The sequence below is a fragment of the Natrinema halophilum genome, assembly GCF_013402815.2.
Taxonomy (GTDB): Archaea; Halobacteriota; Halobacteria; order Halobacteriales; family Natrialbaceae; genus Natrinema; species Natrinema halophilum.
Window position 1 is genome coordinate 1,712,408 of sequence record NZ_CP058601.1, and the last position, 14,676, is coordinate 1,727,083.

The 14,676-nt window shown below is 62.5% G+C and carries 13 protein-coding genes; 9 read left to right on the plus strand and 4 right to left on the minus strand.

The window, feature by feature from the left end; all coding sequences use genetic code 11:
• The first annotated feature begins 247 nt into the window (after window positions 1-247).
• From HYG82_RS29175 to HYG82_RS29210, 8 genes are all read left to right on the plus strand, one after another.
• Window positions 248-1,408 (plus strand): glycosyltransferase, encoded by a 1,161-nt coding sequence (locus tag HYG82_RS29175; protein WP_179260586.1) that lies wholly within the window; start codon window positions 248-250, stop codon window positions 1,406-1,408.
• The gene (locus tag HYG82_RS29180) at window positions 1,405-2,667 is read left to right on the plus strand and encodes a glycosyltransferase (protein WP_179260587.1); all 1,263 of its coding nucleotides are present in this window, start codon (window positions 1,405-1,407) and stop codon (window positions 2,665-2,667) included. The genes HYG82_RS29175 and HYG82_RS29180 overlap by 4 nt, the downstream gene beginning before the upstream one ends.
• A complete protein-coding gene (locus tag HYG82_RS29185) occupies window positions 2,664-3,383 on the plus strand; it encodes a glycosyltransferase family 2 protein (RefSeq protein ID WP_179260588.1) in 720 nt (239 codons plus the stop codon). The genes HYG82_RS29180 and HYG82_RS29185 overlap by 4 nt, the downstream gene beginning before the upstream one ends.
• Before the next feature lie 22 nt (window positions 3,384-3,405).
• Complete coding sequence (locus HYG82_RS29190; protein ID WP_179260589.1) at window positions 3,406-4,803, plus strand: sulfatase-like hydrolase/transferase; 1,398 nt, start codon at window positions 3,406-3,408, stop codon at window positions 4,801-4,803.
• A gap of 82 nt (window positions 4,804-4,885) precedes the next feature.
• Window positions 4,886-5,845, plus strand: coding sequence for an alkaline phosphatase family protein (locus HYG82_RS29195; protein WP_179260590.1), 960 nt, complete (start codon window positions 4,886-4,888; stop codon window positions 5,843-5,845).
• Window positions 5,846-5,900: 55 nt separating this feature from the next.
• Window positions 5,901-6,818, plus strand: a complete 918-nt coding sequence (locus tag HYG82_RS29200) for a glycosyltransferase family 2 protein (protein ID WP_179260591.1) — start codon at window positions 5,901-5,903, stop codon at window positions 6,816-6,818.
• Window positions 6,818-7,951 carry a sulfatase-like hydrolase/transferase gene (locus tag HYG82_RS29205; RefSeq protein WP_179264423.1) on the plus strand — a complete coding sequence of 378 codons (1,134 nt, stop codon included), beginning with the start codon at window positions 6,818-6,820 and terminating at the stop codon, window positions 7,949-7,951. The genes HYG82_RS29200 and HYG82_RS29205 overlap by 1 nt, the downstream gene beginning before the upstream one ends.
• A gap of 40 nt (window positions 7,952-7,991) precedes the next feature.
• A complete protein-coding gene (locus tag HYG82_RS29210) occupies window positions 7,992-8,918 on the plus strand; it encodes an alkaline phosphatase family protein (RefSeq protein WP_179260592.1) in 927 nt (308 codons plus the stop codon).
• A gap of 59 nt (window positions 8,919-8,977) precedes the next feature.
• Here HYG82_RS29210 and HYG82_RS29215 read toward each other — a convergent pair whose 3' ends face one another.
• Window positions 8,978-9,919, minus strand: coding sequence for an alkaline phosphatase family protein (locus tag HYG82_RS29215; protein ID WP_179260593.1), 942 nt, complete (start codon window positions 9,917-9,919; stop codon window positions 8,978-8,980).
• A 320-nt stretch (window positions 9,920-10,239) separates the two neighbouring features.
• Between HYG82_RS29215 and HYG82_RS29220 the strand changes: the two genes are divergently transcribed.
• Window positions 10,240-11,682 carry a lipopolysaccharide biosynthesis protein gene (locus tag HYG82_RS29220; protein ID WP_179260594.1) on the plus strand — a complete coding sequence of 481 codons (1,443 nt, stop codon included), beginning with the start codon at window positions 10,240-10,242 and terminating at the stop codon, window positions 11,680-11,682.
• A gap of 61 nt (window positions 11,683-11,743) precedes the next feature.
• Here HYG82_RS29220 and HYG82_RS29225 read toward each other — a convergent pair whose 3' ends face one another.
• The 3 genes from HYG82_RS29225 to twy1 all read right to left on the minus strand — a co-directional run bounded on the left by HYG82_RS29225 (window position 11,744) and on the right by twy1 (window position 14,575).
• A complete protein-coding gene (locus HYG82_RS29225; protein ID WP_179260595.1) occupies window positions 11,744-12,745 on the minus strand; it encodes an FkbM family methyltransferase in 1,002 nt (333 codons plus the stop codon).
• Window positions 12,746-12,875: 130 nt separating this feature from the next.
• Window positions 12,876-13,256: a PaaI family thioesterase gene (locus tag HYG82_RS29230; RefSeq protein ID WP_179260596.1), complete on the minus strand. Its 381-nt coding sequence runs from the start codon at window positions 13,254-13,256 to the stop codon at window positions 12,876-12,878.
• A gap of 275 nt (window positions 13,257-13,531) precedes the next feature.
• Complete coding sequence (gene twy1 / locus HYG82_RS29235) at window positions 13,532-14,575, minus strand: 4-demethylwyosine synthase TYW1 (protein ID WP_179260597.1); 1,044 nt, start codon at window positions 14,573-14,575, stop codon at window positions 13,532-13,534.
• Window positions 14,576-14,676 lie beyond the last annotated feature (101 nt).

The window sequence follows — 14,676 nt, forward strand, 5'->3', positions numbered from 1 at the left end:
CGCATCACGATATTGTGATGGTGGCGTCCGATTCGATTCGTGCCCGATGATCCAACGCCCGATGCAAAAAGCCACCGATCCGTCGAATACCATCCGCTTTAGCCGATAGCGTGCGGTTTCCGGCCGGAAATCGGCTAAGCGACGATCGCTGTGTTAGGCCACCGAATAGTGGAGGGGACTTATGATACCTTTCTATAGCAAGGCTTCTGACTTTATTGAGGGGTGTGGTGGGCTTAGCTATACTTGCATGAAGCGTTTCGTCGAGGCTCTGTTCGGGTTAGTTGCGCTGACTGGTCTCCCGTATTTAATATACCTCGGGGTGTACTACCTTCGGCAGCCGTCCGGGACGCCCGCCGATACGTGGCCGGAGGAACCGTCGGTGAGTATCGTCCTTCCGACGTACAACGAGGCTTCGATCGTCGAGTCGAAACTCCAGGAACTCGTCGATCTCGACTATCCGATGGAGGAAGTCGAGATCATCGTCGTCGACTCGAGCGACGACGGAACGGCCGATCTGGTCGAGACGTTCTTCGCTGGGCGCCGGGAACCGGAACTCACGCTAATTCGCGAAAACGGGCGCCGAGGCCTCGCCACGGCGTTGAACGAGGCCTACGCCGCCGCGAGCAACGAGGTCGTCGTCAAAACAGACTGCGATTCGCGACTCGCACCCGACGCCGTTCGAAAGGCAACGGCGAATCTCGCCGATCCGGACGTCTCCGGGGTCACCGGTCGGAACGCAGCGGTAATCGGCGACAGTCAGGTCGAGCGGGGCTATCGCGACATCCAGACGATGATTCAGATTCTCGAATCACACATCGACTCGACGCTAATCTTCCACGGTCCGTTTTCGGCGTTCGACCGCGATGCGATCGTTCCGATCGACGAGGACTCGATCGCCGACGACACCGAACTCGCGCTCAAAATCCGGCGCAACGGCGGCCGGGTCGTCTTCGATCCAGACATCCACTACAAAGAGGCCGCTCACTCCGCGTTCAGCAAGCGCCGTCAGCAGAAAGACCGCCGCGCCATGGGACTCCTTCGGTTGCTATGGCGACAGCGCGATGCGCTTGGTCGTCACGGCGCCTACGGCCGCATCGTCTTACCGTTTAACTGGTGGTTCATGGTGGTCTCGCCGTGGCTCGTCGCCACTGGCTTGGCGGTAGCAACGATCGGTTCGCTCACCCTTCTGGGGCCGCTTGGACTTGCGACTCCGGTTGGCATCCTCGCATTCACGGTACTTGGCTCCCGCGATGCCCTCGGTCCGATGCAGCCGTTTTACTCGCTGTTCGATACGCAGATCTCACTGCTTCGCGCGAGCATCTCCCTTATTCGGGCTCGAGCCGACGAAGAGGACGGTCACGACGGTACCTGGGAGCCCGATCAAGAACTCCGAGAGGTGTTACAATGACCGACGTCGCGATTCTCCACGACCGCTTTCCCGGCATCGGCGGCGGCGAGGAGTTCGCCATCGAGGCCGCACGCGTCCTCGACGCGCCAATCTACACGACGTACGTGGCGGGTGGGACCGACATCCCCGCCGACGTCGACGTGATTCCGTTTCAGCAGTCGAAGTACACTTCGCTGCCGTGGCGGCCCTTACTCGAGTGGAAAAACGAGGGGATGAATCCCCTCGAGACGCTCAACGTGGCGCTGGACATAACCGACGCACACCCGGATCTCGCGCTGTACGACGTGATCCTCGAGAGCGCGCCGCTGTCGAAATATTACGTTCCCCAGGTCGGTCAACGGGTCGTCCACTACCCGCACAGCCCACCGCGGTGGTTGTACGACCTCTATCGGGATCGGCTCTCGTCGTTCAAAAAACCGTTCGTCGAGGCCGGTGTCAAGGCCTATGCAAAGGGATGGCGGGCACTAGACAAGGAGGCGAACGACTACGTCGACCAGTTCGTCGCGAACAGCGAACTGGTCCGCGACCGCATCCGGCGGTTCTACGGGCGCGACGCGACGGTCGTTTACCCACCGGTCACAGGTAACTGGCGCAACGATGGAGACGACGGCTACTTCGTCACCTGGTCACGACTCGCCCCCGAAAAGCGAATCGACCTGGTCGCGAAGGCCTTCGCGGGTCTGGACGAACGGCTCGTCATCGCCGGCGACGGGAAACAGCGCGAGCAACTCGAGGAATTCGCGGCTGCCTACGACAACATCGAGGTTCGCGGATACGTCGACGACATCGAATCTCTCGTCGCCCGAGCGACCGCGGTCGTCTACGCACCGAAACAGGAGGATTTCGGCCTCGTCGGAGCAGAAACCATGATGGCCGGGAAACCGTTGCTCGGCGTGGACGAGGGCTTTACCCGATATCAGGTGGAAGGCGGTCGGACCGGCTTGCTCTTCGAGCCGACCGTCGCGTCGATCCGTGAGACTGTTCGACGGTTCGATCCCGCAGACTTCGATCCCGTCGAGATCCGGCAGGCCGCCAGATGCTACGAATACGACTGCTTCGAGGAGAACCTCAAAGCAGTGGTCGCGGAGACGGCCGCCGCCGACGTCGGTCAGCAGCCGTTGGAACCGGATCGGCCGGGCGTGGATCACCCGCCCGGGACGTCGCTGCAACGCAACCGACGGCCACAGTCGACCGACGAACAAATTCGGAACGTCGACGAAACCGTTGAAAACGGATTGGAGGAGGTGACCGATCAGTGACGGAATCGGCGGCTGGCGCCGTTCTACGGCCGGTCGATCATTCGGACCCCGCCGTTTCCGTCGTCGTTCCGACGATTCCCCGGAACGATCACGACGCGGTCGTCGAACACCTCCGCGAGCAGACGGGTGGTGCATACGAAGTGATCGTCGTGGACGACGCCACGCTCGATATCTGCGAGGCGCGCAATGCGGGTATCCGTGCTGCTCGCGGTGATATCGTGGCGCTAACCGACGACGATTGTCGGCCGTCGCGGGACTGGCTCGCGGGTATCACTGACGCGTTCGATCGCGACTCCCAACTCGTTTGTCTCGAAGGGGCCGTCCGCGGAGGCCGGACGTACGACGGCGAGCGGATGTACGTCGGGTGCAATCTCGCGTTCGATCGCGAGGCAGCACTCGCAGCCGGTGGGTTCCGATCGGCATTTGCCGGCTGGCGCGACGATACCGAATTCGGCTGGCGGATGGAACGGGATGCCGACGGTCGCTGTACGTACCGTGACGACGTGGAGATGTACCACCCGGACCAGCCTCGAGCGACGATCGACGAGGTGCTCGAAGCGCGCCTCCGACGGGAGTACCCCGAGCGCTACGAGGACGTCATCGTTCCCGACACGCTGTCGGGCCGAGTGAACGACTGGCTGTGGCGAAAGGGGTTCTGGAACGTCATGGACACGCTTCGGTACGACCTCCCGAGTGTAATCAGATCCGACAGATGATCACGCCGACCAATACGAACTCATGACGAACGTCGCGCTCATCGTTCTCGACACGCTTCGGTACGACGCCTTCGAAACGCACTTCGACTGGTTGCCGGGCAGGCGCTTCGAACACGCCTGGAGTACGAGCCACTGGACGGTCCCGGCACACGTCTCGTTGTTCACCGGCCGATACGCGAGCGAGGTCGGAATCTACGCCGGCGCACAGACTTTCGACTGTCCCGATCGCTTGCTCGCGGAACGGTTGCAATCGTCGGGATACACGACGCGGGCGTTTAGCGCGAACCCGAATCTGTCCCCCGTGTTCGAGGCCGATCGGGGCTTCGACCAGTTCGAACTGAGTTGGCGCCTCGAGCACCACGGCGACGACCTCTTCGACTGGGATGGCTTCATCGCGGAGACGCGCGAGCAAGGCCCAGAGCGGTATGCCGCCGCGTTGAAGGAGGTTCTCCTTGGCGACAACCGGACCATCCCGTCGCTGAAACACGGTGCGAAGTTGAAGCTTCGGGACACGCCTCTCGGCCACCACGTCGAAAACGACGACGACGGCGCGAGCACCGCACTCGAACTGGTCCGCGACACGTCGTTTGGCGACGACGAGTTCCTCTTTTTGAACCTGATGGAAGCACACTCGCCGTACGATCCGCCCGCGGAGTGGAAGACCGTCGACGTCGACGTCGACGGACTTGCCGCCTCACTCGGCGAGCCGACGGACGACCCCACGGATATCGAACGGGCATACGAGGACTGTGTTCGGTACCTCTCACACATCTACGAGCGGATATTTGCGGAGGTTCGTGAGTCGTTCGACCTGATCGTCACGGTCAGCGACCACGGCGAACTTCTCGGGGAGCACGGCGGCTGGGAGCACCTCTCGGGTATCTACCCCGAGCTCGCCCACGTACCGTTATCCGTGTACGATTCCCGCGCCGAAATCGTCGAGGAGGTCACATACGACGATCACTCGGTAAGCGTCCTCGACGTCCACGAGACGATACTCGCCGCGGCCGGCCTCACGTCCGGTCCCGACTCCAGAGGGCGCAACCTCGTCGACCGATCGGAACTCGAGTCCGAGTCGGTCTGTCCGGACTGCACGGATGAGGATCGCAGTGAGGGGAGCCACGATGACGTCCTCGTCGAGTACCACGGCATCCCCGACCGGCACCTCGATGCCCTTCGACGCAAGGGGTTCGAGGATGTTGCACACCGCAGCCGGTGGCTCGACGGGATCGCGGTGGGTGAGTATTTCGGCTACGAGACGTTCGAGGGATTCGAGGAGTCCGGCGAGTCGCCCTACGAGGACCCGCAAGCGCGCATTCGTGACGTCGTCGACGCGATCGACCGTCGGACGGACGTCCAGGGTGACGGCGAGATCGACGAATCGGTGATGCGACAGCTCGAAGATCTGGGATATGCATGAGAGGGACCGGCGCACTCGTGATAACTCGACCGAGTCCGTCCGCAACAGGGGCTCGCGGACGGCGCGGGGTGGTGATCGGCTGATGAGTGTCGTCCACTTCGTCCGGAAACTTCCCGAACGCGGTTACGAGCGGTCGTGGCAGCTCTTCTATCAGTGGATTGCGTTGAAGTTACCGATGCGCGACTTCGCTGACGTCACCGTCTTCGACCGCGAGTGGGACGTCCTCGTCCTGCTGGACGCCTGCCGGATCGACCTGATGGCCGAGGTCGCCGCGGGGTACGATTGGCTCCCCGCTCCCGCGGCGGTCGAAGCGGGCGCAATCGACTCGGTCGCAGGCTCGTCGAAGGCCTGGTTGCGTCGGACCTTTTTGGACACTCACGCCGAGGAAGTCGCAAACACGGCCTACGTAACGGGGAATCCGTTCTCCGCGGTTATCCTCGGCGACGATCATCGCCTGGGACGACTCGACGAGGTGTGGCGGTACGCCTGGGATGACGATCACGGCTCGGTCCGGCCGGATCCGATTACTGACCGGGCGATCAGCGTCTGCCGCGACGGGGACTTCGACCGGGTCATCGTCCACTATATGCAACCTCACATACCGTTTCTCGAGCACCCGAACATCCACGCGGCGAATCACGACGATCGCTGGGACGCGCCGGATTCGTTCGTCGATCCGGACCGGCGAGGGCTGGACGCGTGGCGACGAATCCAGCGAGGCGAACTAGATCGAGACGAAGTATGGGAGGCCTACGCCGACAACCTTCGCCTCGGGCTGGAGTCGGTTGACGCGTTGCGCCGGAACGTGAACGGAGCGTTGATCGTTAGCTCCGACCACGGAAACGCCCTCGGCGAACGTGGGGTCTGGGGGCATCCCGATGTCCCCGTCTCCGGGATCCGGGTAGTTCCCTGGATAGAGCTCGAGGCCCGCGACGAGGGGACGGGAGAGCCAGCGCCCGAACCGGCGGACGAAGAACGCACGGCCGACGTCGACGTCCAGGAGCGCCTGGCGTCGCTCGGATACACGGAAAAACAATGCTAATGATACCAGAGATGGAGACCGACGACGAATCGAACCGAGCTGAGGTGACCCATCCGTGAGCGATCCCACCGTCGCTCTCGGGGTCAAAGTCTTCAACCGATCCGAGAAGCTGAAGACGCTCCTCGAGTCCGTCCCTGCAGACGAGTACGACACGGTCTACGTCGCCGACGACGGCAGGACCGAGGAACGCAGCCACCTCTACGAACGGACGTGGCCGTTCGACCTCGAGTTGATCGACCTCCCTTACGACGCGGGACTCGGCGTCGGCCGCAACGCGATCGTCGACGAACTCTCCGAAACGTACCTGACGATCGTCGACAGCGACCACGAAGTACCGGCGAACGTAGCGGTACTCACACAACAACTCGAGAACCGCCCGGAGTTCGGGGGGATTAGCGGTCTGTTGCTGGAGCACGGAACGATCCAGGGCCTGTGTCACGACCTCTACGAGAACGGAGACGTACTCGTCCGCGATACGGGCTCGAAGACGTCGGAGACGGTCGCGCAGTACCCGCTCGTCGAATTCGACTTCGTTCCGAACGTCGCGACGTTTCGCCGGGCGTGTCTCGAGGACCGAGCCTGGGACGAAAACTACGTGATCGGTCGCGAGCACCTCGATTTCTTCGTTGCCCACCATCACGAGACTGACTGGCGGTTCGGCACCTGTCCCGCCGTACTGTTCCCTCACTCTCCCGGCGGTGGGAGCGAGTACGATACCAACCGACACGATCCTGCCAAGCACCTCGCGAGCAAGTCCTACTTCCGAACGAAGTGGGGATACGACCAGGTGATCGCCCGCGAATTCTGGCTTGGGAATCAGTCCGTTGATACGCCACTTGCAACCTTCAGCGGCGACATCCCGGTTCCGACGTGGCTTGGGGCGAAAGTAATGAAATTGCGCGATGCGCGATTGCGACTGGCGGCTGCGACCGCGGGCGCGAGCAACCCGCTCACGGAGGTGATCGGGAGATGATGACAGTGTCAGAGTCGGTCGAGACGGGGAGAACGACGCTATTGGTCACCGTCGACTCGCTTCGCGCCGATCGGTTCGACGAGATGGAGCGAACGGTAGAGTTCCTCGAGTCGACCCACCAGCGGGCGTTCGCGACATCGACGGCGACCCTCGGTAGTTTTCCCGCGATCGTCGGTGGTGAGTACGCGAACGGAGACGGCCTCAACGATGGAACCAGCGTCGCCCGCGCGTTCGATCGCCACAGCGTCGCGGTGACGACGAACCACCTCCTCTCTGCCGAGTACGGCTACGATGAAGGATTCGACTCGTTCACCTCCCCGAAAGGTGGTGGGGAGACGGTGAAAGAAAAAGGCGCGGCGCTGCTGGAACGTGGCTCCCTCGCGTACGAGGTGGCCAGTTGGGGCTGGAATCGATATCAGGCGTTTCGAAGCCGCTTCGGCGACATCGAAAAGTCGTTCCGGCCGGCCGACGACGTGATCGACCAGTTTCTCGAGGCAGTCGAGAGGCGGGATGAGTGGTTCGGTTGGCTGCACTTCATGGAACCGCACCATCCCTACGATCCGGACGGCGCGAATCTGAGTCGGGCCGAGGCCCAGCGAGTGACCCGCCGCGTGCTCGCCGGTCGCGGATCGGAAGACGACGAAGAACTCGTCCGCGAACTCTACCGTCTGGAGATCGAGGATTTAGACAGAAAACTGGCACGGCTCTGGGAGGCGGTTCCGGACGAAACGCGGGTCGTCTTCTGTGCGGATCACGGCGAACTACTCGGTGAAGGCGGTCTGTGGGGTCATCCCGGCGAAATGCGGCCGGAACTGCTCCGCGTGCCGTTCGGCACTCGAAACGCACCCGCCCTCGGCGAAGTCGTCTCTCTGATCGACGTCCCGACGGTCCTCACTGGAGCCGAACACGGTATCGGCACGCTCCAGCGCGAGGTTGCCTTCGCGGCCTACGGCGAGCGGAAAGCGGCGATGAACGCCGATCACCTCGCGACGAGCGAGGGGAGCGTTCGACTCTCGGACGGGAGGCGGGTAACCGACCCCGCACTCGAGGGGAAACTCGAGCGGTTCGACCCCGCGTACGTGATCAAAGAGAACGCGCTGCGAGAAGACCTGGAGGATCTCGGATACGCATGAGATACGTTCGTGTTCGACCGATCGACGGAGGGATCGACGAATGACGATGGTCGTCCTGGCGCTGGATGCGCTCGACGCCGGACTGGTCGAGTACTTCGACCTCGACGCGTTCCGACTCGAGTCGTCCGGCGACCTCGAGACGTTCGCGCGAACGCAGGACCTCCCGTACACGCCGGAGGTCTGGGCGACGGTCGCGACCGGCTTGCCCCCAGAGAGACACGGCATCACCGCCGGCGGCACGAGCGAGTGGGACAACCCCGTCCTCGAAGGGCTCTCCCGCGTGTCGGGCCGGTTAGATGAGTCAACTCGAGGGACACTCGGGAAGTTCGTCCGGTCGCAGACGGGCGAGCGCGAGCGTATCGGACGGACCGACGCCGAGTCGATGTTCGACGACGACGGTGCGGTCGTCCACAACTGGCCGGGGGTCGCTGACGGGCGGCCGCTCCAGCGGGCGTGGGATCTGATGAATGCAGTCGCCGAGGGAATGGACCGCAGTACGTTCGAGCGCGAACTCTTCGGTCAGTGCTCGCAGCAATTCGGCTGGGCACGCGAGATGCTGCACCATCCCGTCTCGATCGCCGGTGTCCACGTGCACGCGCTGGATGCTGCTGGACATGCCTACGCCGACGACGAGGATGCGCTCCGACACGTATACACCCGGGTTGGGGAATTCGTTACGGAAGTCGAGGACGCGCTCGGGGACGCCGACGACCTCCTGTTGCTCAGCGACCACGGAATGCGCGTGGAGTTCTATCCGCCCGACGCCGACGAGAATCCGGCGACCCACTCCTGGCGGGCGTACGCCAGTTCAACGACGAACACGCGTCCGGAATCGGTATTCGACGTCAGAGAATGGGTCGAATCGCGCGCCCGCCGAGACGAGATCAGCAACTCCAGTTCGGATGCTGACGAGGAGGCGATCGACGTCCCAACCGACCACCTTCGCGAACTCGGCTACCTCGACTAACCGACGGTGTCTCGAAGCGGGGACGACGAACGCAAGACGACCTGTCGATGCCGGTCACATCACTCGAGGTAGCCGAGGTCTCGGAGCTGCTCTTCTGTCGTGTCCATCACCGCGGGTCGTCGCTCGTTGCCACTTCCGTCTCCGACGTCGCCGGCGTCGACCCGTGCTTCGACCCATTCGCGAACCCCAAATACGCTCTCTGGCGGGTCGTCCGCGAGCGTCGTCGACGCGAGAGCACGCCAACTGTGGAAGCCGGGCTCGGTGTCGCCGTCGATCCACTCGACTTGCATGCCGTGATCCGACAGCACTAGCAATTCGTCGACCTGTTCGCGGACGGACCCGAGCAGGCGGTCGACCCGCTCGTACACCTCCCGGAGACGGTCCAGACGGGTCGCGAACGCATGGCCAGCGGCGTCGAGAACGTGCATGTGGACGCCGGCGACGGCGACAGTAGTCTGACCCATTCCCTGGAGCCAGCCGGCTTCGAGACCGGCGTTGCCATACAATCTCCGCCAGAGTTCGTCGTCGGTGATCTCGCCACTCGACGCGAGGTTGAGCCAGTGCCAGGTCTCGCTCAGGTGTTCGCCCGGGGTGACGCCGGGCCACCATCGCACGACGTGGCCGTCGGGCTGGAACAGATGCGAGTGCGACGTCTGGCGCAGCGTCATGCCGACGTCGCCGTCGCCATCGGAATCCCCGCGAAGCCACGTGCCCAGCCTGATGCGCACGTCCTTGGGGAGGATGTAGGGTGTTACCGTACTCGCATACTCGAGTACTGGATTGCGCCACTGCTGTTGTTCCCCGGTCGATTCGAGGCCGTGTTCAGTCGGCCCGACACCCGTCGCGGTTGCAGTCCAGACCTCGAGCGTGTTCGGGTGCTTCCCGGAGTGAGCGAACGTTTCGAGTTCGCGGTGAGTCTCGAGCAGCATGTTCTGACAGTCCCATTCACGGGCGAGGGCGTAGTCGGCAGCGTCGAGGGCAACGATCCCCAACGTCGTCATACCCGTTCGCACAACGGACACGGTATTCAACTGATGGGGTGGATTCGAGTGCCGGTGAACGTACCCGTGAGGCGCCTCGATCGAACCCCGTCGGCGAGTCGTGGCTACGGCAGTCGGTACACTGATACGGCCTGGTGATGCAGTGTTTGACTACGTAACTCGATCGCTGATATCGATGGTGACGATCCTCCGAACTCCCGGTTCACGTCGACCGACATCGACCCAGCCAGTATCTCCCACAGCGTCCCCCAGACGCCGTTCACAGAACCCGACGGAACCGACGATCGGACGCCACGTTCGACCCGCTTCGCTCGAGACGGATGACTGACGCGACGTCGGTCAGCCTCGGTGGCGAGACGGTGAAGGCGACGGCCGCGAAGTTTGCGATGGCCGGTATCGGGTTCGCCGGGACCGTCGTCTTCGCGCGGATTCTCGGTCCGACCGGATTCGGCGGGTTCTATCTGCTCTTCTCGCTGGTGAAACTCGGCGACCGGGCGGTCAATGGATGGGGGACAGCGATCATGAAACGATACTCAGAGGCCGATACCCCAAAGCGGGAGCTGATCGGCGGGCAACTGGTGTTCACGGTGGCGTGGTTAGTACTCACGGGCGTTCTCAGCGTTCTCGCGTCACAGTGGTTGGTTTCCTATACTGGGCTTCCCGAAGCGCCCGTGCTATTCGTCGTCCTGATGGGCGCCGTCACGCTCTACGAGCCTACCGATCGCGTCGTTCAATCGCGAGGACTCGTCGGTGCGTCGATGTGGATCGACACGTTCCGATCACTGTTGACCTTCCCGCTGCAGCTCGCGTTCGTCCTCCTCGGACTCGGCGCCGCCGGGATGGCCTACGGCCTCGCCGCGGCGACGTTCCTCTCACTGCCCGCACTCTGGTACTTCGTGAGGACGAAACCGACCGTCCCGACCGGTGACACGCTCGAGAGCCTCTGGGCGTACGCGAAGTACAGCATCCCGAACTCGTTTCTCGGACAGGCCTACGATCGGTTCGACATCCTCCTGCTCGGTTACCTTCTCGCTCCTGCGGCGGCGGGTCAGTACGAGGTCGCACTGAAGCTCACGATGCCTGCGACGTTCGTCATGTTGGCTGCACAGAGCATGCTTATGGCCCGCGTCAGCCGGCTCCACAGTCAGGGTGAGAGCGTGAGCACCGACGTGTCGAATACGCTCGCGTTCACGAGCCTCGTTGCGATCCCGATGTTCTTCGGCGCCGCCGTGATGCCCGAGTTGCTCGTCGTAACCGCCTACGGGGCGGAGTACGGCGACGCCGCCATGTTGCTGGTCGGTCTTGCCCTCTATCAGGTAGTAAGTACGCAGAGCGGACCACTCATGAGCACGCTCAGTGGGATCGATCGGCCCGACATCAACACGTGGATTTCGGCGGCGACGCTCTCGTTGAACGTCGTCCTCGGCGTCGCGCTGACCCTCACGTACGGTGCGATCGGGGTCGTGATCGCGACGGTCGCCGCCGAAACGGTCCAGTACGTTCTCGCAGCCGCCGTCGTCAAGCGGGAGCTGCCGGCGGTCGTGTTGTTCCCCCGGACGCTCGTAGAACAGGTCGCCGCGGCGGTGTTGATGGCCGTTGTGGTCTTCTTCCTCTTGCGAGCCGTTCCCGTAGACCGGTGGTATCACCTGCTGGCCGTCGTTTCGGCCGGCGCCGTCGTGTACTCGACGGCGCTACTCACGATCAGCCAGAAGCTTCGGGTGACGATCGAAGGCGTCGTTCGGAGTTCCCGCCTCGAGCTGTAGCGGGGTCGGTCGGCCGGTCGGCCGCCGTCTCCCGTTCCTGTCACGCGTGTCGACGTGTCTCTCAACCCGTTCGTCTCAGAATCAGGTGAACCGAATGCGTGTCGTCGATCTCCCGTAACTCGTCGAACGAATCCCACGGGAGCTGAACCTCGTACCACATCGGCCCCTCGAGATCCGTCACGGCGACGATCTCCATGTTGGCATCCTCCAGCGTGCGGAATATCCGTTCCATCGCCTCGTCGTCCAGTCTGGAGCTATGGAGCTCGAAAAAGAGTACCAGCGGCTGGTCAGACTCGAGTACGTCGGACATTCCTCGAAAGACCTGCGCTTCGTACCCCTCGACGTCCATCCGGACGACGTTGATCGCGTCCGGTTCGATCCCTTTCTCGTCGAGGACGGTAGAGATCGTTTTCTGCGGGACCGTCACCTGCCGCTCGATGTCGTGTTTTCGGGTAAACGACTCTTCGTCGACGTGTGATTTGTTGCTCAGCGGCAACAGATTGAACGTGACCGACCCGTCACTATCCCCGACCGCCACCCGATCGACGTCGATCAGATCGCCGTACCCGTTGCGATCGATCGACTTCGAAAGGATTTCGATGTTTCTCGGATCGGGTTCGAACGCCAGTATTCGACCGCTGTCGCCGAGAACGTTGGCCTCCAGCAACGCGTAGTAGCCGATGTTGGCGCCGATTTCCAGTGCGGTTACGGGCGAGTTGGATTCCGCCGCGAGTCGCTCGAGTTCCTGCTGGTAGAGGCTTGCCGACAGTTCTTCTCGGCCGCCGTACATAATCAACTCCTGAGAGATGCCAGACATCTTCGGATCGAGAACCATGTCACTGCCGTTGATTTCGCGTACGACGAGCTCGGTGGACCCTCGCCAGGCGAGATAGTTCGTATACGCGTTCCAGTCGAAAACCCCGGCCGTGAGTCCGCCGAGTAGCGGACCGATCTCTCGCCGGCCGATCCATCGCGCGACCTTGCGCCGGTTGGTCTCGAGCCAGGGCTGGATGCTGGTCGGGTTGTCGAAAGCCCGGTTCACTTTCGTAATAATATTTGCCATGGGTACGGTATCGATGTCCGTTCTTTTGAAGATATTTTCAACGGCCTGGGTAGTAATACGTTTCTAGGAGTGTTCTATTGAGAACATAGTACCGGCTCGTCGTGTGGACCGCAACTCGATACCGTGGCTGTCAGGGGGTAAAAATCGAAAACGAACCGGTCGCTCGGGCGACCGTCTTCCCGTCGTTGACGAGTTCCGATTCGAGATACGCGACAGTGCGGCCGTTCTTTTCGAGGGTCGTTTCGCACGTCACGCGACCGGTCCGGACCGGCTTCAGGTAGTTGATCTTGATTTCGATCGTCGCACACTGCTGGTCCTCGGCGAGTTCGGCGTAAAGCGCCGCCCCCATTCCGCTATCCGCTAACGTATAGAGGACGCCCCCGTGGAGTACACCGTTTGGGTTCATCAATTCGTCGGACACTTCGATCGTTCCGCGACTGTATCCCGCCTCGACGTCGGTGAAATCCAGGCCTATCAGGTCAGAAAATCCGTGCGGTGACTCTGCTGTCATCCGTTCGACTCTCGATTTGCACCTACTTCAAGACACGTGAACGCGGCTCTCCCATTCTGGCCATCGAATCGCATGTCTCCACTGCACCTCTCAGATCGCTCACGAACGTGTTGCGAATTCGCGGCCAGCGAGAACTCGCTGGCCCCAGCAGCGCAAGCGGTGGAGAAATCGTTTCAACGACCGATATACGCGAAGCGGCGGCCACTATCGGCGTCGACGCAATACTCCCGACGACGGACGAACGGAGCAGACTGGTTCGGATCGAGAACGGGCGTTTACGCGCCGGTGACGGAATCGCGCTCCCAAAATTCGCTGTCCTTCTTCAGTTTCGGGACCCAGGTGTCGGTTGTCTTCGTAAGCAATGCAACGCGGGAAGCGGGCACGCCCTTGACCTCCGTGAACTCGGGCATGTGCTCACCCACCGACTCCGCGAATTCGACGACCGCCTCGTGGTCGGGCATCGCGGAGCGGTCGAGTCGCCCCTGCGAGTGGCCGACGTGCATGTACGCTTTCAGTTCGATGAAATCGGGATCGGCCTGCTGGTAGAAGCCGGCGTACCAGTCGGGGTGGTGCATGTTTTCCCCGTCGACGAGGGTCGTCCGGAGAACGGTTCGGGTTTCGTCCTTGTCGGCGAGGACGGCCATCGTCTCGAGGAGGTTCTCCCAGGCGTCGTCTTCCATCGCACCGACGACCTGGTCGAACGTGTGGCGTTCGGGGGCGTCGACGCTGACGTACAGCTGCGTGGGATCGCACTCCCGGAGGACCTCGGGTCGTGTGCCGTTCGAGACGAGAAACGTGGTGATGTCGCGGTCGTGGAAGGCATCGATGAGTTCGGGGAGGTAGGGATAGAGCGTCGGCTCGCCGTCCAGCGAGATAGCGACGTGGCGCGGTTCCATCGCCTGATCGAATACCTCGCGGGGAACTTCGTCGTTTCCGCCAAAGCCCGAAAGGAGCTTTTTTTGCAGTTCGATCGACGCGTCGACGACCGCTTCGGGGTCGTCCCACTCGACGTCGTCCATTTCGTAGGCGTGGCCGTTGTGATCGCGCCAGCAGAAAACGCAGCGCTCGTTACACCGAACCACGGGCGTCATCTGGATGCAACGGTGTGACTCGATTCCGTAGAAGATGTTCTTGTAGCACTTGCCCTCGCCGCGCAGGGCGTTCGCCGTCCAGCCGCAGGTCTGGGCCGCCGTATGGTTCTCGCTGTGATAGTCCGGGCTCGAGACCTGTGCCGGCCCGCCGTCGTCGTCGCCGTCGGAGGCGGCGTCGGCCGTCGTATCGGCGGTTGCGCCATCGGCGGAGTTCGCGGAGTTACTCATTTGACGGCCGTTGGACCGGCGCGGGCAAAAGGTGTGTGGTGTCTCGGTTCGCGGGTGGTGTCTTCGCGGGTGATATCGGCCCGATGGTAATATCTGCTATG